The sequence below is a fragment of the Bifidobacterium animalis subsp. animalis ATCC 25527 genome, assembly GCF_000260715.1.
In the GTDB taxonomy this organism is placed as follows: domain Bacteria; phylum Actinomycetota; class Actinomycetes; order Actinomycetales; family Bifidobacteriaceae; genus Bifidobacterium; species Bifidobacterium animalis.
In genome coordinates, this window is record NC_017834.1 from 707,362 (window position 1) to 731,712 (window position 24,351).

The 24,351-nt window shown below is 60.6% G+C and carries 17 protein-coding genes and 1 tRNA gene; 9 read left to right on the plus strand and 9 right to left on the minus strand.

Going from position 1 to position 24,351, the window contains the following annotated elements; translation table 11 throughout:
* Nucleotides 1-122 precede the first annotated feature (122 nt).
* Together BANAN_RS03000 and BANAN_RS03005 are read left to right on the plus strand one after the other, a co-directional pair.
* The gene (locus BANAN_RS03000) at nucleotides 123-1,316 is read left to right on the plus strand and encodes an SLC13 family permease (protein WP_014697470.1); all 1,194 of its coding nucleotides are present in this window, start codon (nucleotides 123-125) and stop codon (nucleotides 1,314-1,316) included.
* A gap of 176 nt (nucleotides 1,317-1,492) precedes the next feature.
* A tRNA-Arg gene (locus tag BANAN_RS03005) sits at nucleotides 1,493-1,566 on the plus strand.
* Nucleotides 1,567-1,616: 50 nt separating this feature from the next.
* Here BANAN_RS03005 and BANAN_RS03010 read toward each other — a convergent pair.
* On the minus strand, nucleotides 1,617-3,464 hold the full coding sequence (locus BANAN_RS03010) for a 1-deoxy-D-xylulose-5-phosphate synthase (RefSeq protein WP_014697472.1): 1,848 nt from the start codon (nucleotides 3,462-3,464) through the stop codon (nucleotides 1,617-1,619).
* 260 nt (nucleotides 3,465-3,724) lie between these two features.
* Between BANAN_RS03010 and purE the strand changes: the two genes are divergently transcribed.
* Genes purE through BANAN_RS03025 form a run of 3 tightly spaced genes read left to right on the plus strand, consistent with a single transcriptional unit; the run spans nucleotide 3,725 to nucleotide 5,794 of the window.
* Nucleotides 3,725-4,222, plus strand: a complete 498-nt coding sequence (purE, locus tag BANAN_RS03015) for a 5-(carboxyamino)imidazole ribonucleotide mutase (RefSeq protein ID WP_014697473.1) — start codon at nucleotides 3,725-3,727, stop codon at nucleotides 4,220-4,222.
* Nucleotides 4,206-5,357: a 5-(carboxyamino)imidazole ribonucleotide synthase gene (purK, locus tag BANAN_RS03020; RefSeq protein ID WP_014697474.1), complete on the plus strand. Its 1,152-nt coding sequence runs from the start codon at nucleotides 4,206-4,208 to the stop codon at nucleotides 5,355-5,357. Before purE ends, purK begins: the two co-directional genes overlap by 17 nt.
* A 35-nt stretch (nucleotides 5,358-5,392) precedes the next feature.
* A complete protein-coding gene (locus tag BANAN_RS03025; protein WP_014697475.1) occupies nucleotides 5,393-5,794 on the plus strand; it encodes a Fur family transcriptional regulator in 402 nt (133 codons plus the stop codon).
* Nucleotides 5,795-5,894: 100 nt separating this feature from the next.
* Here BANAN_RS03025 and BANAN_RS03030 read toward each other — a convergent pair whose 3' ends face one another.
* From BANAN_RS03030 to purF, 5 genes are all read right to left on the minus strand, one after another.
* Nucleotides 5,895-8,663, minus strand: a complete 2,769-nt coding sequence (locus BANAN_RS03030; protein WP_014697476.1) for a bifunctional lysylphosphatidylglycerol flippase/synthetase MprF — start codon at nucleotides 8,661-8,663, stop codon at nucleotides 5,895-5,897.
* On the minus strand, nucleotides 8,660-10,033 hold the full coding sequence (locus BANAN_RS03035; RefSeq protein ID WP_014697477.1) for an alpha/beta hydrolase-fold protein: 1,374 nt from the start codon (nucleotides 10,031-10,033) through the stop codon (nucleotides 8,660-8,662). Before BANAN_RS03035 ends, BANAN_RS03030 begins: the two co-directional genes overlap by 4 nt.
* 210 nt (nucleotides 10,034-10,243) lie before the next feature.
* Nucleotides 10,244-11,506: a phosphoribosylamine--glycine ligase gene (gene purD, locus BANAN_RS03040; protein ID WP_014697478.1), complete on the minus strand. Its 1,263-nt coding sequence runs from the start codon at nucleotides 11,504-11,506 to the stop codon at nucleotides 10,244-10,246.
* Between the two features lie 47 nt (nucleotides 11,507-11,553).
* On the minus strand, nucleotides 11,554-12,588 hold the full coding sequence (gene purM, locus BANAN_RS03045; protein WP_014697479.1) for a phosphoribosylformylglycinamidine cyclo-ligase: 1,035 nt from the start codon (nucleotides 12,586-12,588) through the stop codon (nucleotides 11,554-11,556).
* Nucleotides 12,589-12,683: 95 nt separating this feature from the next.
* The gene (gene purF, locus BANAN_RS03050; RefSeq protein ID WP_014697480.1) at nucleotides 12,684-14,240 is read right to left on the minus strand and encodes an amidophosphoribosyltransferase; all 1,557 of its coding nucleotides are present in this window, start codon (nucleotides 14,238-14,240) and stop codon (nucleotides 12,684-12,686) included.
* A 234-nt stretch (nucleotides 14,241-14,474) separates the two neighbouring features.
* Here purF and BANAN_RS03055 point away from each other — a divergent pair, with 234 nt between their 5' ends.
* From BANAN_RS03055 to BANAN_RS03070, 4 genes are all read left to right on the plus strand, one after another.
* Nucleotides 14,475-15,971 carry a Y-family DNA polymerase gene (locus BANAN_RS03055; protein WP_041776973.1) on the plus strand — a complete coding sequence of 499 codons (1,497 nt, stop codon included), beginning with the start codon at nucleotides 14,475-14,477 and terminating at the stop codon, nucleotides 15,969-15,971.
* A complete protein-coding gene (locus BANAN_RS03060; protein WP_014697482.1) occupies nucleotides 15,968-16,381 on the plus strand; it encodes a hypothetical protein in 414 nt (137 codons plus the stop codon). Before BANAN_RS03055 ends, BANAN_RS03060 begins: the two co-directional genes overlap by 4 nt.
* A gap of 7 nt (nucleotides 16,382-16,388) precedes the next feature.
* Nucleotides 16,389-17,669, plus strand: coding sequence for a YcjF family protein (locus BANAN_RS03065; protein ID WP_014697483.1), 1,281 nt, complete (start codon nucleotides 16,389-16,391; stop codon nucleotides 17,667-17,669).
* Nucleotides 17,670-17,789: 120 nt separating this feature from the next.
* Nucleotides 17,790-18,110, plus strand: coding sequence for an SHOCT domain-containing protein (locus BANAN_RS03070; RefSeq protein WP_014697484.1), 321 nt, complete (start codon nucleotides 17,790-17,792; stop codon nucleotides 18,108-18,110).
* Nucleotides 18,111-18,341: 231 nt separating this feature from the next.
* Here BANAN_RS03070 and BANAN_RS03075 read toward each other — a convergent pair whose 3' ends face one another.
* The 3 genes from BANAN_RS03075 to purT form a co-directional block, all read right to left on the minus strand.
* A complete protein-coding gene (locus tag BANAN_RS03075; protein WP_014697485.1) occupies nucleotides 18,342-22,076 on the minus strand; it encodes a phosphoribosylformylglycinamidine synthase in 3,735 nt (1,244 codons plus the stop codon).
* A gap of 109 nt (nucleotides 22,077-22,185) precedes the next feature.
* Nucleotides 22,186-22,938 (minus strand): phosphoribosylaminoimidazolesuccinocarboxamide synthase, encoded by a 753-nt coding sequence (gene purC, locus BANAN_RS03080; protein ID WP_014697486.1) that lies wholly within the window; start codon nucleotides 22,936-22,938, stop codon nucleotides 22,186-22,188.
* A gap of 137 nt (nucleotides 22,939-23,075) precedes the next feature.
* Entirely contained in the window at nucleotides 23,076-24,332 is a 1,257-nt protein-coding gene (purT, locus tag BANAN_RS03085) for a formate-dependent phosphoribosylglycinamide formyltransferase (protein ID WP_041776974.1), read from the minus strand.
* Nucleotides 24,333-24,351 lie beyond the last annotated feature (19 nt).

The following is a 24,351-nucleotide window of genomic DNA, read 5'->3' on the forward strand; positions in this document are numbered from 1 at the left end:
ATTTGCAAGTGCAAATGGCGTCATCCACACGTATTTGGTCGGGAAAACCGTGCACGAAATCCCATGTGGCACCGGTATTTCGTGTAGGATAGTAACGTTTTCGACAGAGTGTGGAGGAGTGAATGCGACATCGTGTGGGTGCATTCCTGCGTGGCGAAACCATTCTCATAGTGGCTACGTTGCTCGCATTGATTTCCTGTTTCATTGTTCCCCCCGACTGGCACTATCGCGAATACGTGCATGTGAGCACCATCGCGCAGCTGATCTGCCTCATGCTCGTCGTATGCGGGCTGCAGCGCGTGGGCGTGTTCCGCATCATCGGCGCGAAGCTGCTCGAACATGTGGGCACGGCGCGTGGGCTCGTGCTCACGCTCATCTCGCTCACGTTCTTCTCGTCCATGCTCATCACGAACGATGTCGCATTGCTCACATTCGTGCCGTTCGCACTCGCCGTGCTCAAGATGGCGAAGATGGAGGACCGCGCGATTCTCGTGTGCACATTGATGACGATCGGGGCGAACACGGGCAGCATGCTCACGCCGATCGGCAATGCCCACAATCTCTACTTCAAGGCGCTCACCGGCATGTCCACCGGGCATTTCCTGTCGGTGATGGGGCCCTATACGGCGGTCTCGGCGGCGATGCTCATTGCCATCACCTGCATTGTGTTCCGCGGGCGCAGGCTCGAGGGCATCAGCGGCATGGACTCCAAATCGATCGAGCATGGCGTGCTTGCGCCGGATTCCACGAAACCGCAGCCCGACGAGATCCACGTCACCGGCTACGGCGCCGGTTATGGCGGCTGGCGCGTGATTGTCTACGCCATCACGTTCATCGTCTGCGTGCTCGCCGTGAGCGACCTCATTCCGCTCTGGGTCATGTGCGTGGTCGTGTTCGCCGTCATGATGGTGTGCGACCGCCGCTCGTTCCGCCACGCGGACTGGGGCCTGCCGCTCACGTTCATCATGTTCTTCATTTTCATCGGCAACATGAGGCGTGTGCCCGAATTCGCCCAGCTCGCGCAACAGTGCGTGGGCGTGCACCCGCTCGGCGTCTCGATTCTGTTCAGCCAGGTGATCTCCAACGTGCCGACCTCGCTGCTGCTCGCCGGCTTCTCGAACGCCTACGTACCACTCATCATCGGCACGAACCTCGGTGGCTTGGGCACGCTCATCGCCTCGATGGCTTCGCTCGTCACCTACAAGCATTTCACGAAGATGTATCCCAACCAAAAAGGCAAGTACCTCAAGGAGTACACGAGCTTCTGTGCGCTGTTCCTGCTCGTGCTGTTCGGTCTGAGCTGCATTCTCGAATAGCATGCGGATGGTGGTGTGATGATGGTGCTGTTGCGAAACGGGAGGTCGGAGTGCTGTGCGGCATGCTCATGGCGGTGGTCGGCAACTTCGCGATGCTCGCCGCCAAGCGGATTCGCAGCCGTGCCTATGCGACTGGCGTGCGCTGTGCAGCCCTATGGCTATACTAGGTACGGCTTGGCCCCGTAGCTCAGCTGGATAGAGCATGTGACTTCTAATCTCAAGGTCGACGGTTCGAGCCCGTCCGGGGTCACTTCAAGCGAGGATTCCATGGAATCCTCGCATTTTCGTATGTATGGGGCGTCAGTCGAGCAGTCCGCGGATGCGCGAGCAGATTGACTCAACGGTCATGCCATAGCGGCTGTTGAGCTCGGCGAGCGGCGTGCGGTCGGTGAACTCCTTGTCGGCGCCGAAATTGAGCACGTGCATGGTGCAATCCGGCATCATGTTCGCGTAGAACGCCGTGATCTTCTCACCCCAGCCACCCTCGAGCTGGCTGTCTTCGAGCGTGACCACCACGCGGTGATCCTCGGCGAGCGAGCGCAGCGTCTGCTCGTCAAGCGATGAGAACTGCAACGGGTTGATCAGCGTGGCCCCGATGGCAGGGGAGGAGTCTGCAAGCCGTTCGACCACGGCATGTGCGGTCGCGAACGCATTGCCCAGGCCGAGCACGGCGACGTCGGAGCCGTCCGAGACCACCTCATAGCCGAACCAGGGTTTGAGCAGATCGGTCTTCTGCGGGGCGAGCGATGCCTCCGGGTCAAGTTCGCCGGCACGCTCCGCCTTGAGAATCGTGTCGCCCGGCACGCGGATCACCACCGGATGCGTGTTGCGTGCTGACGTCGACCAGGCGAGCATGTCGAGGAACATGCGGCGCGAAGTGGGGGCCAGGCAGGTCAGGCCCGGAATGTTGCCGAACATCGCGATGTCGAAGGCGCCCGAATGCGTGTTGTCGGCGTCGGAGAGACCCGCGCCGAAGGAAAGGAGCGTCACCGGGGTGTCGTTGAGGGCGAGCTCCTGCTGCAATTGGTCGAAGGTGCGCTGGAAGAACGTGGCGGAGGTGGCCACGACGGGTCTGCCACCGGCCTTGGCGATGCCAGAGGCAAAAGCCACGGCATGTTCCTCGGTGATGCCGGTATCCACATAATGCGCGCCGGCGCGCTCACGGAAGTCCTGCGTGATGCCGTTGGAACCGGGCGTGGCGGGCGAGATGACCACCAGCCCCGGTTCGGTGGCGAAACGGCGTTCCAGCGACGCCATGGCAAGACCGCCGTAGTATTTGCGGGCGCCAAGCGGGGAATCTGCCCGTGAGAGCGGATTCTGCCAATGGTTCGCCTCACAGCGGCCTTCGCACACGCCTTGTGCGGCATCCTCGGCGTCGAGCCCCAACCCCTTCGTCGTGTGAATGTGCACCACCACCGGATGGTCGATGTCGCGCACCTCCTCGAAGGCGCGAATCAGCTCATGCACATCGTTGCCGTGCTCCACGTAGCGGTAGTCGAGTCCGAAGTCGCGGAACAGATTGCGCTCGCCCCTGCCGTGCGAGTCACGCATCGCGGCCAGCGTCGCATACATGCCACCATGGTTCTCGGCAATCGACATCTCATTGTCGTTGACGAGAATGATCATATTGCCGCCTTGCTCGGCGGCGTTGTTGAGCCCCTCGAACGCAATCGCCGAGCTGAGGGCGCCGTCGCCGATCACCGCGATCACATTGTCCGTCTGCGCCGTGCCCCCCGCAGCCCGTACCATGTCACGTTCCTTCGCCATGCCGCATGCCAGCGAGATTGACGTGCCGGTATGCCCGAGCACGAAATGGTCATGCTCGCTTTCCCCTGGGTTCGTGAAACCGGTCACCGTGCCGAACAGCTCGGCCCTGCGGAACGCCTCGGCGCGCCCCGTGAGCATCTTGTGCACGTAGCTCTGGTGCGACACATCGAACACGATTTTGTCGAGCGGCGATTCGAACACGACATGCAATGCCACGCACGCCTCGACCAGACCAAGATTGGAACCGATATGGCCGCCGTACCTCTTGCCGTATTCGACAAGCGTCTCACGGATCTGCGCGCACAGGGCATCGAGCTGCGCGGGATGCAGCAGCTTCACGTCGGAAGGCGACAGCACTTGAGACAGCAGGTCGTGTGTCATGAGATTAGTGATCCCTCTCTATTCCGCCGGGCAGGCGTTCGCAAGAATATGCGGGCATTCCAACATTCGCGTCGCATATGGTCAACTTCATGCACATATTATAGTGTGAGAGCTATAAGGCATCAATCATGTCAGACAATGCCGCAAAAGGAGTGCTCGTGCAAGCCGCGACACACCTTTGGCGTACAGTGAACAAGTCAAGGTGAGCCGCGCGCCTCCCACACGGGATCGGGTGCAGGCGCACATGCGCTGGAGGTAATATGACCGCAAACAAGCCGCAAGTGGCAGTGATTATGGGCTCGGCGAGCGATTGGGAGACCATGAGGCACGCCTGTGAGATGCTCGACCGCTTCGAGGTTCCATATATGAAGCAGGTGGTCTCCGCACACCGCACCCCCGAACTCATGGGTGAATTCGCACACAATGCCCGCGCCAACGGGCTCAAGATCATCATCGCAGGTGCCGGCGGCGCCGCCCATCTGCCTGGCATGGTGGCCGCGCAGACCACGTTGCCGGTCATCGGCGTGCCGGTGCGCTCCCACGCGCTCTCCGGCTGGGATTCGCTGCTCTCCATCGTGCAGATGCCGGGAGGTATTCCGGTAGCCACGACTGCCGTGGGCAACTCGGGCGCCACGAACGCGGGCCTGCTCGCCGTAAGCATGCTGAGCATGGACGACGAGCGTCTGGCGGACGCACTGCAGGCATACCGCGACGAACTCAAGGAGAAGGTGGAGCAGTCCAATGCCGAGCTTATCTGACGAAACCGGCGGCCAGATCACGCGTTTGCTGCCGGGGGCGACCATCGGCATCGTCGGCGGAGGCCAGCTCGGCCGCATGATGGCGCTTGCCGCGAAATACATGGGCTTCCGCATCGGCACGCTTGACCCGACGCCTGATTGCCCCACCGCGCAGGTTGCCGACTTCCAGATTGTCGCCGACTACGACGACCAGGAGGCGATTCGCGAGCTCGCCGAACGCAGCGACGTGCTCACCTACGAGTTCGAGAACGTGGATGCCGACGCATTGGATGCGGTCCGCGACATTGTGGCGATTCCGCAGGGCACCGACCTGCTGCGCGTGACACAGAACCGCATCGCCGAGAAGACGTTCATCAATGACCATGGCATCGCCACGGCACCATGGCGACCGGTGGGCTCACGCGCAGAGCTCGACGCGGCGCTCGCCGAGATCGGCTACCCGGCCGTGCTCAAGACCTGTGAAGGCGGTTATGACGGCCATGGGCAGATCGTGTTGCGCACACCGGACGATTTGGCCGAGGTATGGCCGGAGGGGAACTTCCCGCAGGCGATACTCGAGGGGTTCGTCGATTTCGCGTTCGAGGCCTCCATTCTGGTGAGCGGCAACGGCAACGATTACCAGACGTTCCCGATCGTACGCAACATCCACCGCGACAACATTCTGCATCTCACTCTTGCCCCGGCGAATGTGAGCGAGCAGGTGGCACGCACCGCACACGAACTGGCGCTCGAGCTCGCGCGCGGCTTCAAATTGGCGGGCACGCTCGCCATCGAACTGTTCATCAAGGCGGACGGTACCGTGATCGTCAACGAGCTCGCACCGCGCCCACACAATTCCGGCCATTACAGCATTGAAGCCTGCGATTTCGACCAATTCGACATGCATGTGCTCGGAATCGCCGGCTGGAATCTGCCCACACCGCGTCTGCTCAGCCCGGCCGTCATGGTGAACGTGCTCGGCCAGCACATTGCGCCCACGCAGGCCGCGGAGCCGATGCATCCCGAATGGCATGTGCACGACTACGGCAAGGCCGATGCCAAATTCAACCGCAAAATGGGGCACATCACCGTGCTGTGTGAGAATCCTGAGGATGCGGCGCAGTCATTGGAACAGACAGGCTGCTGGAGCTGTTGAACGCTCCAGATGGCATACGGATTGCAGGTGGGAACATGAACGAGCGCAATACACGGCAGAAGGACGTCATTCGCGAGGCGTTGCAGGGTGCAGACGATTTCATCTCCGCACAACAGCTGCATGCACGGCTCGAAGACGCCGGCGAGCACATTGCACTCGCCACCGTGTACCGCCAGCTGGGTGCGATGGCCGACGCCAAACAGGTGGACACCGTACGGCTCAATGGGCAGCAGCTGTTCAGACTGTGCAATGCCGGCGGCCACCACCACCATCTCGTATGCGTGTCGTGCGGCAAGACGGTGGAGATCGATCCTCCGAGCGAGGCGTGGCTGCAGTCCGTAGCCCAGCAGCATGACTTCACCATCGAGTCGCATACGCTCGAGGTGTTCGGACTGTGCGCGGACTGCCGTGCCGCACGCGGTGACTCCGCAGCCTGACACTTCACAGCAGGCTTAGCGCCCGCTCACGCGTGTTCTGCGTAAAAGGGGACAAATACATGCATGTATTTGTCCCCTTTTACGCAGAACACGCGATGGTTTACCGTGGTTCGTCAGCTTGGTCGTCCACCGGCTTGCCGCCCTTGGCGTCATGGACCCCGGACTCGTGTGCAGTATCGGTTGCGCTTCCTGCAGGCTGCCCATGGTCCGTTGCCTTCCCGTCATCATTCGGCTTGGCCGGTTTGAAGCTCGAAAGCATGCCCAGGGCATCCCTGAACGTCAAGGTGGGCAGGTAGGCGCGAATGATTGCAATGCCGAGATTGGCGAGCAACGCGGAATCCGGGTAGCTGATGTAGACCGGACGCTCGATCGGCTGGAACTTCTTCTTGAAGTTGTAGAGCGACTTGAACCTATAGGCCGGTTCGAGCAGATCCGCCACAAGCGCGAGCGAATGCTGGAGCATTGTGGTGCCATCGACATTCGAGCTGTCGTCGCTCTTCGCGTCGGTGAAGTTCTTGAGTCCCGTGAGCGGTGCCGCCGACAGGCTCACGAACTGCACCTGGTTGCTCGGATCGGCCACACCCTGATCATGCATGCGCTGGGCCATGCGTGCGATGAGGAACTCCATGATGCCGTTGTAGCTTCCGGAACGGTAGCGCATGAAGTCCAGCGTCCAGCCGATTACGCGCCCGTTGTTGAATGTGGGCAGCCAGCTCGTGACCGCCTGCACTATGCCGTCGGAATCTATGGCATAGAGCACCTGAACGCGCGGGTCCTTGAGCTCCTCCACGCCGCCGAGCGTGAACTTCATCTCAGGCAGCGCCTTGCCTTCGCTCCACTGCTCGGAAATCTCCTCGATCTGCACCTGCACCTCATGGGGCGCCTCATCGTAGGTGCTCATCTCATCGACAATGCCCTCGCGCTTTGCCTTGTTGATGGCCGTGCGAATGTCCTGCCACTTCTTGCCGGTGGTCTTCCAGCTTTGCGGGTCAATGAGCATCTCGTCTCCCACCACAATGGAGTGCCATCCGAGCTGCTGCAGGTGATCCTTGGCCTCCTCGTGGATGGCGTAGAACACCGGGGACCATGAATGGTCGGAGCAGTAGCGGGCGAATTCGTCCATATCGCTCATCCATTCATCCGGGTCGCCGAATGGTCCGGTGGTGGTCAATGCGATGTGGTTGAGCACACGGTAGGCGACAGCGGACCTTTTGCTGGGCGACAGCCAGTATTCGTTGCCCTCCCACGTCGTCATGAAGCTCATGGACTCGCCGCCGTCCTCCACCAGTTCCTCGGCCAGCGCATGGGCCTTGTGATCATAGTCGATTGACGCGTTGAGCCATGCGAAGGAAACCATGACGAGTACGATCCAGAACACAATGCCCACGCCCTGCAGAACAAGCGAAGCCAGCGGGGTGACGGCGATGAACGAGATGCTCGAATCCGTCAGATACCCGATCGGCAGGAACCTCGCAGGCCATTCGCGTAGCACCATGCCCACATTCGGACGCGGCGTGAAATCCTGAGGTCGTAAACAGGCGAACAGCAGATAGATGGCCGAACATACGACGAAGGCAATCACAATGGCAGCCGCACAGCGGCGAAGCGTCCGCGGTTTCGTGCGAATGGAGAAATGCGGGAGCTCTATGATCACGGCAATCGCGTATATGAGCGGTATAAGCGCATTGACGAGAATCATGCGCGGTATGTTGCCCATGGTGATATGCAGCTGATCATCCCACGAATACGGCAACAGGTAGTAGGAGATGGCGAAGAACGCGCTCGCGGCATAGAACACGATGCTGCTGATCGCGGCGGTGCGCCGTCCCAGCCACATGCCCCATGCCAGGGCGAGCATCACCAGCAGCGGCAGCACCGACCTCACCACGTCTCCCGGTTGGCTGGCGCGCATGAGCGAATACTGTTGGAGGCAGCCGTCGACCACATGGCCGTGCATGCAGGCCGCCAACACCCCGGTGTTCACCGATTCGGGGCTGAGCACCAGCGCCACCGACACGAGAGGGCCGGCATGGGATCGCGACGAAGTCGCCACCATGGGGCCCAAGGCGAGCACCACGCCGATCGCGCCGAAGATGCGGCGAATCTCCTGCGACGAACTGTATTGCCAATGCCACTGCTCGGCTTCGATTGGCTTGCCGGCAATCGCACGGCCTATGATCTGCCCGATGATCGCGGCGAACAGCACGCAATAATCGCCGGGATTGCCGCCGTAGAGCACCACGACCATGATGGCCGTGTAGCCGATGATGCGTATGCGTCTGCGCCACAATTGGTATGAGAACGCCGTCGCCGCCATGAGCGCGCCGATCACCAGCACGACGGGGGAGAGCGTGAAGCTGATGTTCAGCACCTCCGCACGTTCGCCGAGCAACGCGCTGATCGCCGAACAGATGATCAGACCCACGAGTGTGCCGGATGCGGCGCTCACCAGACTGATGGCGGCCGTGCGGGACTTGCCGAGATAGGGTTCCGCCAAGCACAGCACCAACAGGATCAGCAGTGCATCCACGATCATCTGGAATACCGAACCGGTGAGGAACAGCGAGGCGATGAGATGCCCCACATTGAACTCGTGCAGACTCGTGGTGAGCGCATGGCGTGGCATCTTGTGGTGCTCGATGTTGTACCATGCCCACCAGCACACATTGATCATGATGAAGCCGAAGGTGACCCACAGGGCGAAGCTCTGCTCGTGAATCCAACGCCGGATGTCGTTCAGCAGCTGGTTGCTCACCGGTTGCGCCGCATACCGCTTCGGCGCTTTGGGAGGTTTGGGGCTGGTCGGCGGTTTTGCCGCCGCTTGCGTCTGCCCGCTGGCGACGCCGTCATTCGAATCCGTTGCGCTCACGATATCTCCTTCACTTCTGAATCGGTCGGGAACTGCACATTCGCGTTGCCCAATCCCATGCGTTCACATAAATACGGCAGGGCCACGGCGAAGACGGCATTGACGGCATGCCAGTCGTGACCCCAGTTGCTCACTGCGAATCTGAACACCGTCCACCCGTTTTCCCGGGCGGTGTCGCCGATCTTGCGTATGTTGTCGACGGATTCGCCGTCGCGCGCACCCGCACCAAGGATCATGAGCTGTTTTGACGGCGCATTGTTCCGAATCGCATTTTGCGGCACCTGCCGCTCATATTCCGCCTTATCCCCGGAGAAATACGTCTCGACCATATGGTCCACGCTGCCCTCGGTCGGAGCGATCTCACCGTCTACGGCCAGCACGTTGCCGTAGATGTTCGGATGGTTTGGCGCCAGCTGCGTCGCGCATGTGCCGCCCTGCGAGAACCCTCCGATCGTCCACTGTGATGCCTTGTCGTTGACGGGCAGGTTCGCTTTGATCCAATCGGGTACGTCCTGTGCAAGATACGTTTCGGCCTTGCCCCATTTCGTGGTGTCCGCACACAGGCTGTTGCGCGTCGCCTCGGTGTTCTGGTCCGGGCTGACCACAATCGGCGCGAGTCCATGGTGCTCGGCAGCGAATTTACTCAGGACCTTCACCGTGTTGCTGGCGGTGAAGAATCTGGTGGGCGAGCCGGGCTGGCCGGCGAACATCACCATGACCGGCAATTTCGGCGGGTGCTTGGCAAAGGCCGCCGGCGGCAGCCACACGAGCGCTTCGCGCGCCTTGAACCCGGATTTCGGATTCGGGATGTCCACGTGCACGAGTTTGCCCGATTGGGGAATCTGCGTGGTGTTGCGGCTCTTCGCTACCGCCTGCTCGTTCCATTCACGTACCGAGATCGTGCTGAGCGAAAGATTCAGCGCCGAGATATGTGGGTAGGGCGAGTAGTCGAACAGACTGCCCATCGTCTGGTATTCGCCGTAGATCTCGTTTACATGCACCGCGGTGGCGAGCAATGTGGCCGGAATCATGACGATGGCGAGCACGCGCAACCAGCCGTGGGTCATCACCGCCGCGGCGACCATGAAGGCGAACAGGAACACGCCCACGCCAATCGCAATGATCACAGGCCAGCCCAGCGAGACCCCGAACAGCAAAAACACGTCGGAACACACATAGGTTACGGCAAGACCAATGAATCCGGCGAGGAGCCCTATGCCAAGCTGTTTGAGGAAGCGCTTGCGCGACTCGCCTCTGCTCTGGCATATGAGCAATACGACGATGCCGATCGCCACCAATGCCCATATGGTGATGGGGAACCAGCCGCTCATCACGTCGATGGCATAGAACCAGTTCTTGATGCCTGCCATATGTGTTCCGCTCCTCTATCGGTTGTCTACTCCCACCATAGTGAGCGGCGGAATCAATGCGTATGCGTTCTGTAATGCGCTGAAAACATGTTCGCCTTGCATATGGCTCCCCATATGGGTAACCGCTGTGGGGCCGCCGCTCCCACATGAGAGAACGTGGCGGCCCCACAGCGGTATGGTGTACTGCGATATCGGAATCAGCTGCGCTGGCTACGCTTCGAGCGCCTTGGCGCCGATGTCGTGGCGGTAGAACATGCCTGCGGTGTCGGCGTTGTCGAGAATCTCGTAGACCTTCTTCTGGGCGCTCGGAATGTCGTCCGCGCTCACCTCGACGAGCAGCACGCGACCGGAGTCGGCAACCAGATCGTCGCCCTCGCGCTTCACGCCGGCATAGAACACATGGGAGTCGGCACCGGTCTTGAACTGCGGTACCTTGGCCCCCTTGAGCACATTGGTCGGGTAGCCGTCGGCTGCAAGCACCACGCCGAGCGTCGTGCCCTCCTCAAGCCAGGTGAACTCAGGAGCCTCGCCATCAAGCATGGCCTGAATGGCCTGCCCGAGATCGCTGTGCAGGCGGGGGAGAATCACCTCGGTTTCCGGGTCGCCGAACCGTGCGTTGAACTCGATCACCTTCGGGCCGTCGGCCGTGGCGATCAGGCCCGCATACAGAATGCCCACGAACGGCGTGCCTTCGGCGGCCATGGCTTCGACCGTCGGCTTGACAATGGTCTCAAGGGCCTCATCGACCACGTCCTGGCTAATCTGGGGCACGGGGGAGTAGGCACCCATGCCACCGGTGTTTGGGCCCTCATCGTTGTCATAGGCGCGCTTGTGGTCCTGCGAGATTGGCATGGGCCAGAATTCTGTGCCGTTCACGAAGCTCATGAGCGAGAACTCCTGGCCCTCTAGGTAATCCTCAATCACCACCCGGGCGCCGGCGGAGCCAAAACGGTGGTCCACGAAAATGTCGTTCAATGCAGCCAGGGCCGTTTCGACGTCCATCGCCACTGTGACGCCCTTGCCGGCGGCCAGACCATCGGCCTTGACCACGATCGGCGCACCATGCTCGTTCACATAGTCGGTGGCGCTCCTGAGATCGTCGAAGGTGCGGTATGCGGCCGTGGGAATGTTGTGGCGTTCCATCAGACGCTTGGCGAAATCCTTCGAGCCCTCGATCTGTGCGGCTGCCTTGCTCGGGCCGAACGCCTTGATGCCGGCCGCGGCCAGCGCATCCACAATGCCCTCGATGAGCGGCACCTCAGGACCCACGAACACCCAGTCGTAGTCGTTGTTGCGCACGAAATCGATGAGCGCGGCCTGATTCGACGGGTTGAGCGAGAGCGTGCGGATGCCGTCGAGCTCCATGCCCGGGTTGCCGGGGGCGACGGTTACCTCCTCGACGCTTGCTCCCTTGAGCAGCGTGTAGGCGATAGCATGCTCACGTGCGCCGGAACCGATAACAAGAACCTTCATATTCCTCTTCACTTCCTTGGGGAAACTGTGCCAGTATGGGTTTGGTCTCAGGCCAGGTCGACGCGTTCGTTGACCTGTTCGATCACATGGCCGATGCGATAGGCCTTCTCACCTGCATGCTCGAGAAGGTTCATCGCCTCGTCAACACGGTCGGGGCGAATGGCCACGACCATGCCCAGGCCCATGTTGAAGATGTTGTACATCTCCATATGATCCACATCGCCCGCTTTTTCGATCACGTCGAAGATCGGCGGCACCAGCCACGAGCCAAGCTCGATGGAGGCGGCCAGACCTTCCGGCAGCATGCGGGGCACGTTCTCGATGAAGCCGCCGCCGGTGATGTGGGCGACGCCGCGAACAAGATTGGCCTCGAATAGTGGCATGAGCGCCTTCACGTAGATCTTCGTGGGGGTGAGCAGCACATCGCCGAGTTCCCGATCGCCCAGCTCGGGAAGACGCGTATGCACGGTATAGCCGGCCTGCTCGAACAGTGCCTTGCGCACCAGCGAGAAGCCATTGGAATGCACGCCGGTCGAAGGAAGCCCGATGAGCACATCGCCCGCCTCAATCGTGGACCCGTCCACGATCTTCGATCGCTCCACGCAGCCGACGGTGAAGCCGGCCAGGTCGTATTCATCCGCCTCGTACATGCCTGGCATCTCGGCGGTCTCGCCGCCAATCAGTGCGGCGCCCGCCTGGACGCAGCCGTCGGCCACACCGGAGACGACCTGCTCAAGCACTGCCGGGTCGTTCTTGCCGCAGGCGATGTAGTCGAGGAAGAACAGCGGCTGGGCTCCCTGTGCCACGACGTCATTGACGCACATGGCCACGCAGTCGATGCCAATCGTGTCATGCTTGTCCATGAGCTTGGCGATGACGAGCTTCGTGCCCACGCCATCGGTGCCTGAGATGAGCACCGGTTCGTTGTAGCCAAGCGAGGCGAGGTCGAAGAGGCCGCCGAAGCCGCCGATGCCGCTCACCACGCCCGGTCGGTTAGTGCGTGCGACGTGTGATTTGATGCGCTTGACCACTTCGTAGCCCGCTTCGACGCTCACACCCGCGTTTTCATATGCTTGTGGCATTGTGACCTTTCTGTTCGCCGAAATCGGCAAGTCGATTGATGAATCTGTATGAAATTGATGAATCTGTATGAATCTGTATCGGGAAAATCTGGGAACTAGATATTGGGGACGAGATACTCGGTGGGTTCCTGGGAGGCATGCTCGCCGAACGGCTTCTGCATCATCGTGTACTCGGTACCCTCGTACATTGTCTTCTTGCCGTTGTACCCGGGCAGTGTCACGCGATCCTCGGGGGTGAGGGAGGCCAGGAATCCCTCCTCGTAATCATCGAGCGCGGTGGGGTAGTCGCCGTTGAAATAGGCAACGCACAGGCCGCCGTAAGGGGCGTTCGCATTCAGGCCGATCGACTCGATGAGCCCGTCGAGTGAGAGGAACGCCAGCGAATCGGCGCCAATGAACTCGCGAATCTGTTCGACCGACTTCTTCGCCGCAATGAGCTCCTGCGTTGTGGAGATGTCGATGCCGTAGAAACACGGGTACTTGAGTGGCGGCGAGCTGATGCGCATGTGCACTTCGGCCGCTCCCGCCTCCTTGAGCAGCTGCACGATGCGTTTCGACGTGGTGCCACGCACAATGGAGTCATCGATGACGACGATGCGCTTGCCTTTTACCACCGACTTGACTGCGGAAAGCTTCATACGCACGCCCTGCTCGCGCAATGCCTGCGTGGGTTGAATGAATGTGCGGGCGACGTACTGGTTCTTGATCAGGCCCATTTCGTTGGGCAGCCCTGCCTCCTCGGAGTAGCCGGAGGCGGCTGAGAGCGAGGAATTCGGCACGCCGATCACCATGTCGGCATCGACCGGGGATTCCTGCGCGAGACGGGCACCCATGCGCTTTCTTGCGGAGTGCACGTTCACGCCGTAGATGTCGGAGTCGGGGCGGGCGAAGTAGATGTATTCCATCGAGCAGATCGACAGCTGTGTGCGGCTCGTGTACGTCTGGGTGCGGTACCCGCTGTCGTCGATCACAATCATCTCGCCGGGCTGAATGTCTCGGATTCGTTCCGCACCCACCACGTCGAGCGCACAGGTCTCGGAGGCGAGCACGTACGCGCCGTTCGTCATGCGGCCCAGCGAGAGGGGGCGGAACCCATTCGGATCGAGTGCGCCGATCATCTCATGTTCCGTCATGATCAGGTACGCGAAGCCGCCATGCACGGTGTTGAGCGCTTCCTGCAGCTTGTCGGTGATGCCGCTGCGCACGGAACGGCGGATGAGATGCATGAGCACCTCGGTGTCGGAGTTCGAGTGGAAAATGGCGCCTTCGTCTTCGAGCGCGCGCCGCAGAGAGAAGCAGTTCGTGAGGTTGCCGTTATGGCACAACGCCATGTCGCCGTCATGGAAGCGGAACACGAAGGGCTGAATGTTGTCGATGCCGCCCGAGCCGGCCGTCGCATAGCGCACATGGCCGATTGCGGCATCGCCTTGAAGTCGTTGAATGTCTTTTTCGTCCTGGAACACCTGCGTGAGCAATCCGAGCCCGCGGTGCCCTATGAGATGTCCGTGGTCGTTGGAGACTATGCCGGCGCCCTCCTGACCACGATGTTGCAATGCGTGTAATCCGAAGTAAGTGAGGCGTGCGGCATCGGGATGTCCCCATACGCCGAAAATGCCACATTCCTCATGGATCTCTTCGAGTTCTGCAGACAAGCCGAAGCTCCTTCCACAACTGGAATAAGGGATTCGCTACGAGATAAACCCTAGCAAGTCCCGGCTACACCGGCAAACTCGGATTTTGCGGAAATGGCGGATTTCCGGCGAATTGTGACGGTGCGCCCATTCATATGCTGGACTCGCGGTCGCTGGCGTTGATGCATCGCGCCCCTTTGGTGTGACGCCTATTGCCGATTGACAGATTCGAACGTTTGTTCGATAATCTGTGGTATGGGAGAGCGAACATACCTGGCGGTGGACCTCAAATCGTTCTATGCGTCCGCCGAATGCGTGTTGAGGGGGCTTGACCCGCTCGACACCAATCTGGTGGTGGCGGACGTATCCCGCACCTCGAAAACCATATGCCTTGCGGTGTCGCCGGCGTTGAAATCGTTCGGGTTGGGGTCGCGTGCCAGACTGTTCGAAGTGGAGGAGCGCGTGTCGGTTGTCAACGAGCAAAGACGTCTGCGTGCGCCGGGTCATAATCTGATCGGTTCGTCAGTGAGCGTGGCACAGCTGCAGGCGAATCCACAACTCGGCATTGAATACATCGCGGCAAAACCGCGCATGTCGTATTACCTCGACATGAGTGCGAAAATCTACGGCATCTATTTGAACTACGCGTCGAAGGACGATATCCACGTCTATTCGGTGGACGAAGTGTTCATCGATGTCACGAAATATCTCAAGTATTTCGGGTGCTCGGCCCATGAACTGGCACGTCGCATCGTGGCCGACATTCTCGAGCAGACGGGCATCACGGCCACGGCCGGCATCGGCGCGAACCTGTATTTGGCGAAAGTGGCGATGGATATCGTCGCCAAGCACATCCCCGCGGATGAGGACGGCGTGCGCATTGCCGAACTCGATGAACGCAGGTATCGCGAACTGCTGTGGTCCCACCGGCCTCTCACCGATTTCTGGAGGGTGGGCCGTGGCATAGCCCGCAAATTGGAGCGGCAGGGAATCATGACCATGGGAGACATTGCACGGTGCTCGTTGGGAAGGGCCGGCGAATACTACAACGAAGATCTGCTCTACAGGTTCTTCGGCGTGAATGCGGAAACGCTCATCGACCACGCTTGGGGTTGGGAGCCATGCACAATCGCCGATATTAAGGCATATACGCCGGAGAATTCCAGCCTGAGCATAGGTCAGGTGCTTGCGCGTCCCTATCCGTATACACAGGCCCACACCGTAGCGAGTGAGATGGCGGACTGCTTGGCGCAGGATCTCGCTGCCAAGGGGGCGGTAACGGACAGGGTCGTGCTGACGGTGGGATTCGACAGGGAGAGTCTTATGGATGGCCGGTACCTCGGGCCCGTAGGCAAGGATCACTATGGGAGACTAGTGCCCAAAAGCGTTCATGGCTCATGTGATCTGGGGCGATTCACGTCATCGGCCACTGCCATTCGACAGGCGGTGGTGGATGTGTTCGAACGCATTGCGGATTCGCGGCTGTATGTCAGACGCCTCACGGTTGTAGCCGGCCGGGTTCGTATGCTGGGGGAGGCTCAAACCTTCGAGCAGCCGAGTCTGTTCGAGAATCTGGAGGGCTCGCAAACACAGCAGCAGGCTACGGCAGATCGCAAGGAACTGAGTCTGCAGCGCACCGTCAACGCATTGCGCAGCCGGTTCGGCGCGGCATCGGTGATCAAAGGCATGAACCTCGATGAGGGGGCGACCGGTATGGAACGTAGCAAGCAGATCGGAGGCCATGCGGCATGACGCTGGAGAACCTGCATCGCTACGACGACATCATTGACCTACCACATCACCGATCCACCAAACACCGGCATATGAGCAACTTGGAACGCGCGGTGCAGTTCATGCCATTCGCCGCGTTGAAGGGATACGACGAGCGCGTGAGAGAGGTGTCCAACACGCCCTGCACCCGCATTGCATTGGCCGATGACGAAAGAGAGACACTCAACGATCGTCTTGTTGAGGTAATCGGTCAACTCGAATCGCATCCCTATGCATCCATCACCTATTTCCAGCCGGAGGGCGGCAGAAATGCCGGCGAGTACATGACGGCGGAAGGGGCTGTGCGAGGATTCGACCAGATGCGCAGAGTCATCGTTATGGAGGATGGCACACGCATAGCCCTGGTGAACATCGTGGACATTCGCTGCTGAGCCGGCGATGGTCGTTTTGCGCTCACCGCATGCAACGGTTCGTGCCTATGATGGCGTCATGGCATACGACAATGGCAACGTGATCGAGGTGCGGGCGAACACTCTGCCGAACACGGAAACACCGATCAAAGGCAACGTACTTGTACTGGGCAACTCAGGTGTGGGCAAGTCGACGTTGATCAACGCGGTGATAGGGGACACTGTGGCCAAAACGAGCTTCGGCACGCGGGGCACCACCAGTGAGCTCGCCGTCTATGAGAGCCCAACGGTGCCGTTCCAGGTCATCGATTCAATAGGGTTCGAACCGTCTCCCATCAAAAGCCTCAGAGCGGTGCATGCGGTGCGCAAATGGTCGAAGGCGAGCGCCAAGGAAGGTCATGAGCACAACAAGATCGACGTGATCTGGTTCTGCGTGGATGGGACAGCGGCGAAACTGTTCCCGGAGACAATACGGAATCTGTCCACGGCCGTGTCGATGTGGCGGTCGGTGCCGATTATCACCGTGATCACGAAATCGTATTCGAAACCGGACCGCGAGCTGAATGTGCAGATGGTGCGGCAGGCGTTCGCGGGGCAGCGCGTGGAGAAGAACCTGCGCGCGATCATACCTGTAGTGGCGCAGACCTATGTGATCGATGAGACGTCGTTCGTAGGGCCGGAGGGAATCACCGACCTCATTGACGAGACGATGAAGGCGATGCCAGAGGGGATGCGCGGCGGTGAGCATGATCTCATGGCATTCAAACTCACGCGCAAGCGCATGCTGGCGCAGGGTCTGATTGGCGCTTGTGTAGCGGCGGGTGCCACAGTGGGCGCCGTGCCAATTCCGATCGCCGATTCGCTGGTGCTCTCTCCGTTGGAACTCGGCGAACTGCATGGGTTGGCACGGCTATATGGCATAGATAAGGATGAGGATGCCAAGCAGTTCCTCGACTCGATTGTGCAAGTGGGTACCGCAAGCGTGGTGGCCCATTCCGCAATCAGCACGGTGAAGGCGATCCCGGGCATCAACATTGCAGCCAGCGTGCTCAATGCGATTGTGGCGGCGAGCATCATCGCCGCGCTTGGTGAGGGTGCCGTCATAGCCTTCGAGCAGGTGTACACCGGCAAGCGCAGCGTGAACGACATCGGCTGGGTGCGCAGTCTGATGCAGGAGCAATTCGGCGAAGGGTTCCTCGGCAAGGTGAGCGGTGTGGCGCAGGCGTCGGCTGCGGCCGGCAGTGCGAAGGACATGCGTGAGATGATCGTGGAATTGGTCAAGGCCGCGTTCATGAATCGCAAGAAATAGAGAGACGCCATTGTCGTGAATATGAGATTCGCGGCAATGTGGCATGGAATGGTTCGGGGCAGTTAGCTCCGCGGAATCCTAGACGGCCACGGGCTTGGTTTCGCGCAGGGAGTCAATCCGATGACCGGCGCGATGCCGGGGCAGCCTGTGCCTACTCAGACGAATCCGGCCGCGGTGGCCGCAGCGGCAGCGGATGCGCAGGGCACCGTCGCGCAAGCTGCCGCACAACCTCCGACTGCACAGGGAACGCAATCCGCCATGTCGGTGACGGAGCAGATGGAGGCGCTTAAGTCGCTCAAGGAGCTTCTCGATGCGGGAATCCTCACGCAGGAGGAATTCAATGTGAAAAAGCGGCAGATTCTCGGTCTCTATGAGACCTATCGGCGATTGTTGGGCGTGTCGGAAAACCATCTTCGATTGTTAGGTGGGTGCTACGATTAGAGGCGGCTCAAATTTAAACAATAATACAACATTATAATATGATTTGTCTAATAAAATGGCGTTAGGAAGGAATGCGTGCCGAGGATAACCGCCTAACAATCAAAGTTGGTTTTCCGACTTGCCTAATAATCGAAGAAAAGAAGTCGAATGCGTTGATGAACAGAAGGGCGGTGTATGCCATATATGGCATACACCGCCCTTCGCTATGGTCGATCAGCGTCTATAACCGTCTCAGCCGAAGTACTCGACGCCGGCTTCGAAGATCGGCTGGTAGATGTTACCGGGCACATTGCGGTACAGGCCGTCGCCGGTGCGCTCGGAGTGGCCCATCTTGCCGAACACGCGGCCGTCCGGGCTGGTGATGCCCTCGATGGCGAGCATGGAGCCGTTCGGGTTCACACTCAGGTCCATGCTCGGCACGCCATGTTCGTCAACGTACTGTGTGGCAACCTGCCCGTTTGCGATGAGCTGGTCGAGCATGCCGTCGGAGGCGACGAAACGTCCCTCGCCATGGGAGATGGCGATGGTGTGCATATCGCCCACCTCCGTCTTGGCAAGCCACGGCGACAGGTTCGACGCGACGCGTGTGCGTACAAGACGGCTCTGGTGGCGTCCGATGGTGTTGAACGTGAGCGTCGGGCACTCCGCGGTCATGGGCACAATGTCGCCGAAGGGCACGAGACCGAGCTTGATGAGCGCCTGGAAGCCGTTGCAGATGCCGAGCATGAGTCCGTCACGGTTGTTGAGCAGGTCGCGCACGGCCTCGGTGACCGCCGGTGCACGGAAGAACGCCGTGATGAACTTCGCGGAGCCATCCGGTTCGTCGCCGCCTGAGAAACCGCCGGGGATCATGATGATCTGGCTGTTATGGATGGCGTCGACGAGCGCCTGCGTGGACTCGGCGACGGCTGAGGGCGTCAGATTGTTCACAATGAGCGTCTGTGCCTCGGCTCCGGCGCGCTCGAACGCTGCCGCGGTGTCGTATTCGCAGTTGTTGCCGGGGAACACCGGGATGATCACGCGCGGCTTGGCGATTTTCGCACCCTTGTACACGGTCGGTTCCATTGTCTCGAACGAGATCGCGTCGACCGCCTCGGTTTCGGCATCGGTTTCACCACTGCGGTAGGGGAACACTGATGCAATGCCGTTCTCCCACACCTCCTGCAGATTCGCGAGGTCGAGCGTCTCGCCGGCTGCATGGAACACGTAGTCTGCGGTGGTCTCGCCAATCTGCCCGATCTCGACCAGATTGGAGACTGTCGGCATGTTCGCGGATGGCGCGAGCTCGACGATGAACGAGCCATACGCCGGTGCGAACAGATCGTCGACGGCGATGGAGTCGTCGAGCGCCACGCCGATGCGGTTGCCCACGCACATCTTGAACAACGCTTCTGCGGTGCCGCCGTAAGCCGGGGTGGAGATGGCCAGCGCATCGCCGTCGGTCACCAGGTTCTCGATGGTGGAGAACACCTCGAGCAGTGCGTCCTTGTCCGGTGTGATGCCGTCCGCCAGATAGCGTGGCGCGATGCGGACCACACGGTCGCCGGGGTGCTTGAACTCCGGCGACGTGGCACGGTTCATGTCGCCGACCGCCACGGCGAAGGAGACGAGGGTGGGAGGCACATCGAGGTCTTCGAAGGAGCCGGACATGGAATCCTTGCCGCCAATGGCGCCGATCCCGAGGTCCACCTGCGCCATGAGGGCGCCGAGCACGGCCGCAAGCGGTTTGCCCCAGCGCTCCGGCTCGTCGCGCAGCTTCTCGAAATACTCCTGGAAGGTGAGGTATGCCTTTTCGTGTTCGAAGCCCGCCGCCACGAGTTTCGCAAGCGATTCAACCACCGACATGTAGGCGCCAGTGTACTGGTTGCGCTCCATGAGGAAGGGGTTGAAGCCCCACGCCATGGCCGAGGCGGTGGTGGTCTCGCCGAACACCGGGAACTTGGCCACCATGGCTTCCGCCGGCGTCAGCTGCTCCTTGCCGCCGAACGGCATGAGCACCGTGGCGGCTCCGATCGTGGAGTCGAAGCGTTCCGACAGGCCCTTGTTGGAGGCGATGTTGATGTCGGAGAGCATCTCGTTCATACGCTCACTGAGTGAGCCGGACGAGAATGGGGCATGGTAGGAGCCCTGCTGGGGCACGTGGGCATCCTGATGCTTGGCGGCGCCGTTCGAAGCGAGGAACTCGCGCGAGAGATCGACGATCGGCTCGCCGTTCCATTCCATCACCATGCGAGAGTCTTCGGTCACGGTCGCAATGACCGCGGCTTCGAGGTTCTCCTCGGCGGCATACTTCAGGAACTCGTCGACGTCCTCCGCAGCCACATCGACCGCCATGCGCTCCTGCGACTCGGAGATGGCAAGCTCGGTGCCGTCGAGGCCGTCGTATTTCTTGGGTACCTGATTGAGATCAACGTGCAGGCCGTCGGCTATCTCTCCGACGGCAACGGACACGCCACCCGCGCCGAAATCGTTGCATCGCTTGATCAAGCGGCAGGCATCACCGCGGCGGAACAGACGCTGCAGCTTGCGCTCCACCGGGGCGTTGCCCTTCTGCACCTCGGCTCCATCGAGTTCAAGCGACTCAACGTTGTGTGCCTTGGAGGAACCGGTGGCGCCGCCAATGCCATCACGGCCGGTACGGCCGCCGAGCAGAATGATCTTGTCGCCGGGGGCCGGGGTCTCGCGACGTACATGGCTTGCCGGCGTGGCGCCCACAACGGCGCCGATCTCCATGCGCTTGGCCACATAGCCCGGGTGGTAGATCTCATTGACCTGACCAGTGGCCAAGCCGATTTGGTTGCCATACGAGGAGTAGCCGTGCGCCGCGGTGGTGACGAGCTTGCGCTGGGGCAGCTTGCCTTCCAGCGTCTCGCTAATCGGCACGCGGGGGTCCGCGGCACCAGTCACGCGCATCGCCTGATACACGTAGGAGCGTCCCGAAAGCGGGTCGCGAATGCAGCCGCCGATGCAGGTTGCCGCGCCACCGAAGGGCTCGATCTCGGTGGGGTGGTTATGGGTCTCGTTCTTGAACAGGAAGAGCCAGTCCTCGCTCTCGCCATTCACATCGACCTTCACCTTGACGGTGCAGGCATTGATCTCCTCCGATTCGTCGAGGCCGGTGAGCACGCCGTTCTTCTTGAGCCACTTCGCACCGATCGTGCCCATGTCCATGAGGCACACGGGTTTCTCATCGCGGCCGAGCTCATGGCGCATCGCCATGTACTTGTCGAAGGCGGCCTTCACCACGGCGTCGTCGATCTCGACGGAGTCGAGCTCGGTGCCGAAAGTGGTGTGGCGGCAGTGGTCGGACCAATACGTGTCGATCACCTTGATCTCGGTGATGGTGGGATCTCGTTGCTCGCCCTGGAAATACTCGCGTACGAACCTCAGATCGGCCTCGTCCATTGCCAGACCCCGATCGGCGATGAACTCGGCAAGCTGTGCATCGTCCATCTCGCGAAAGCCGTCGAGCACTTCGACAGGCTGGGGTGTGGGGGCATAGGTGGCGAGCGTCTCTCGGGTCTCCAGACCGGCTTCGCGGGTCTCCACCGGATTGATCACGTACTTTTTGATTGCGGCGAGCTCATCGTCGCCCAACTGACCATCAAGCACATACACCCGGGCCGAGCGCACGGTCGGTCGTTCGCCCTGGCTGATGAGCTGGATGCATTCGCTTGCGGAATTCGCGCGCTGGTCGAATTGGCCGGGCAACGATTCCACCGCGAACACCGTGTCACCGGAGACATCCGGCAGCTCGATGCTCACATTGTCCACCTGCGGCTCGCTGAATACGGTGGGGATCGTCTGGTCGAACAGCTCCTCGCTGATTCCCTCGACGTCATACCGGTTGATAATGCGGACGTTGTTCAAAGATTCAATGTCGAGAATCGTACGCAATTCGTTCGTCAGCTGCTGCGCCTCGACGTCGAATCCGGGCTTCTTCTCTACATGGACGCGAAAAACCACTGTGCTTCCTCGTTCTTTAGCAATAATCTGGGATTGTACCGTTGAAAACAATATAGGAAAACAAGAAAGGGCCCCTCCCATGGCTCAAGTCATGGAACAGGCCCCAATGTCACTCGGCGCGCTCGACGCCCTCGGTCTCGGCGAGCTTGACCAGTCGGCCGTAAATCTCCTCGTAGGCGGGGATGATGTTGCCCAGGTCGCGGCGGAACAGATCCTTGTCGAGATGCTCGATCTGGCCGGAGCCGTCCTTCAGGTCCCACAGACGGCAAGTGTCCGGGGTGATCTCGTCGGCGAGCAGAATCCGCCCGTCACCGGTCTTGCCCTCCTCGATCTTGAAATCGACGAGCTGCACGTCGATCTTCGAGAAGATGTCTTTCAGCGCATCGTTGACTGCACGTGCCTGGCGGGAGATCTCGTCGAGCTCCTCCTCGGAGGCGATGCCGAGTGCCACGATGCCGTCGTCGTTGATGAACGGATCACCGAGCTCGTCGGATTTCACGCAGAATTCGAGGATCGGTTTGTTGAGCGCGGTGCCTTCCTCGACACCGTACCTCTTGGCGAAGGAACCGGCCGCCGTGTTGCGCATGATGATCTCGAGCGGGTACATGTCCATTTTGCGAACGAGCTGCTCGGTGTCGGAGATGCGCTTGACGAAGTGGGAGTCGATGCCGCGCGCCTTGAGCAGGTCGAAGATGACGGAGGTGATCTGGTTGTTGAGTTCGCCCTTGCCTTCGATCTGCGCCTTCTTGGCGCCGTTGCCGGCGGTTGCCTGATTCATGTATTCGACCCAGAGAACATCGGGGTCATCGGTTGCGTACAGTTTCTTGGCCTTGCCCTCGTAGAGCTTGTCCAGTTTCTGCATGTGCTGCCTTCCGTTGTCAACAATGAGTGGACGTTTTCAGCGTACCAACCCAACACGCCAAAAAACGCCCAGTTTACTCACTGTTTTCAGTATTCGACACGCGGTTTTCGCAAGGTTCGCGAACGGCGGCGTCGACACTACTTCGCCGGATTCACCACTATGCGCAGATTCTGCGCGCACTCGTTCGCCTTGATGCGCGCCTCGTCGATGTCGGAGCCGATGGCGAGCGTCACGCCCATGCGGCGATGGCCCTCCACCCGCGGCTTCGAGAAGATGCGCAAATCGGTGCCCGGTGTGGCGAGTGCGGTCTGGAGGTTCGAGAATTCGACTTCGCCGTTGCCCTCGACGACAATCGCATGGCTTGCTGCACCGTAATACTTCGGCAGGTCGAGTCCGATATGCGCCTTGGAGACCGGGATTCCGAGCACGGCGCGCGCATGCAGGTCGAACTCGCTCAAATACTGGCTGATCATGGTGACCATACCCGTATCGTGCGGGCGGGGGGAGACCTCGTTGAAGAGCACGGTGCCGTCTTTGAGGACGAACAACTCGACGCCGAACACGCCCCATGCGGTGTCGGTGCCGGCATGGGCGATGAGACCCTGCACGGCCTGCGTGGCAATGCGTTCGACCTCCTGCCGATGATCGGGCTCGACTGCCGCAGGCTGCCAGGAATCACGGTAATCACCTCTTTCCTGCCGTTGGCCAATCGGTTCGCACACCACAATGCCTGCCGATGAGCTCACGGTGAGCATGGTGAGTTCGTAATCAAGGTCGACAAGCTGTTCGACGATCACGCGGGAGACATCGCCCTCCTCATGCGCACGTCGGCCGGTTTGCGCCTCATTCCATGCGTCCTCGATCTTGTCGGCGGATCGCACCACCGACTGGCCGTGACCCGAGGAGCTCATGACCGGCTTGACCACGCAGGGGAAGCCGATGCGAGCGACCGCCTCTTTGAGTTCCTGCAGGCTTCCCGCGAATTCGAATTTCGTGGTGGGCAGCCCCAGCTCGTCGGCGGCGAGCTGGCGAAGGCGCTCACGATCCATGCAAATTGAGGCGATGGCAGCGCTCGGCACCACGCGGATGCCGGCCTGCTCCGCTTCGAACAGCACGTCGGTGGCTATGGCCTCGATTTCAGGAATGATGATGTCGGGTTTGACGTCGCCTATCACATTGCGCAATGCATCGGCGTTCGCCATGTCGAGCACCCGTGCCTCGTGGGCGACCTGTGCGGCCGGTGCGCCGTTGTAGGAATCAGCGGCGCACACCCATGCGCCGAGCCGCATGAGCGAAATCGTCACCTCCTTGCCGAGTTCGCCCGAACCGAGCATGAGAATGCGGGTGGGATGTTCGCCGAATGGTGTGCCGAGAATCATGGAATCTGTAGTCATGGTTCCATTGTGCCATTGG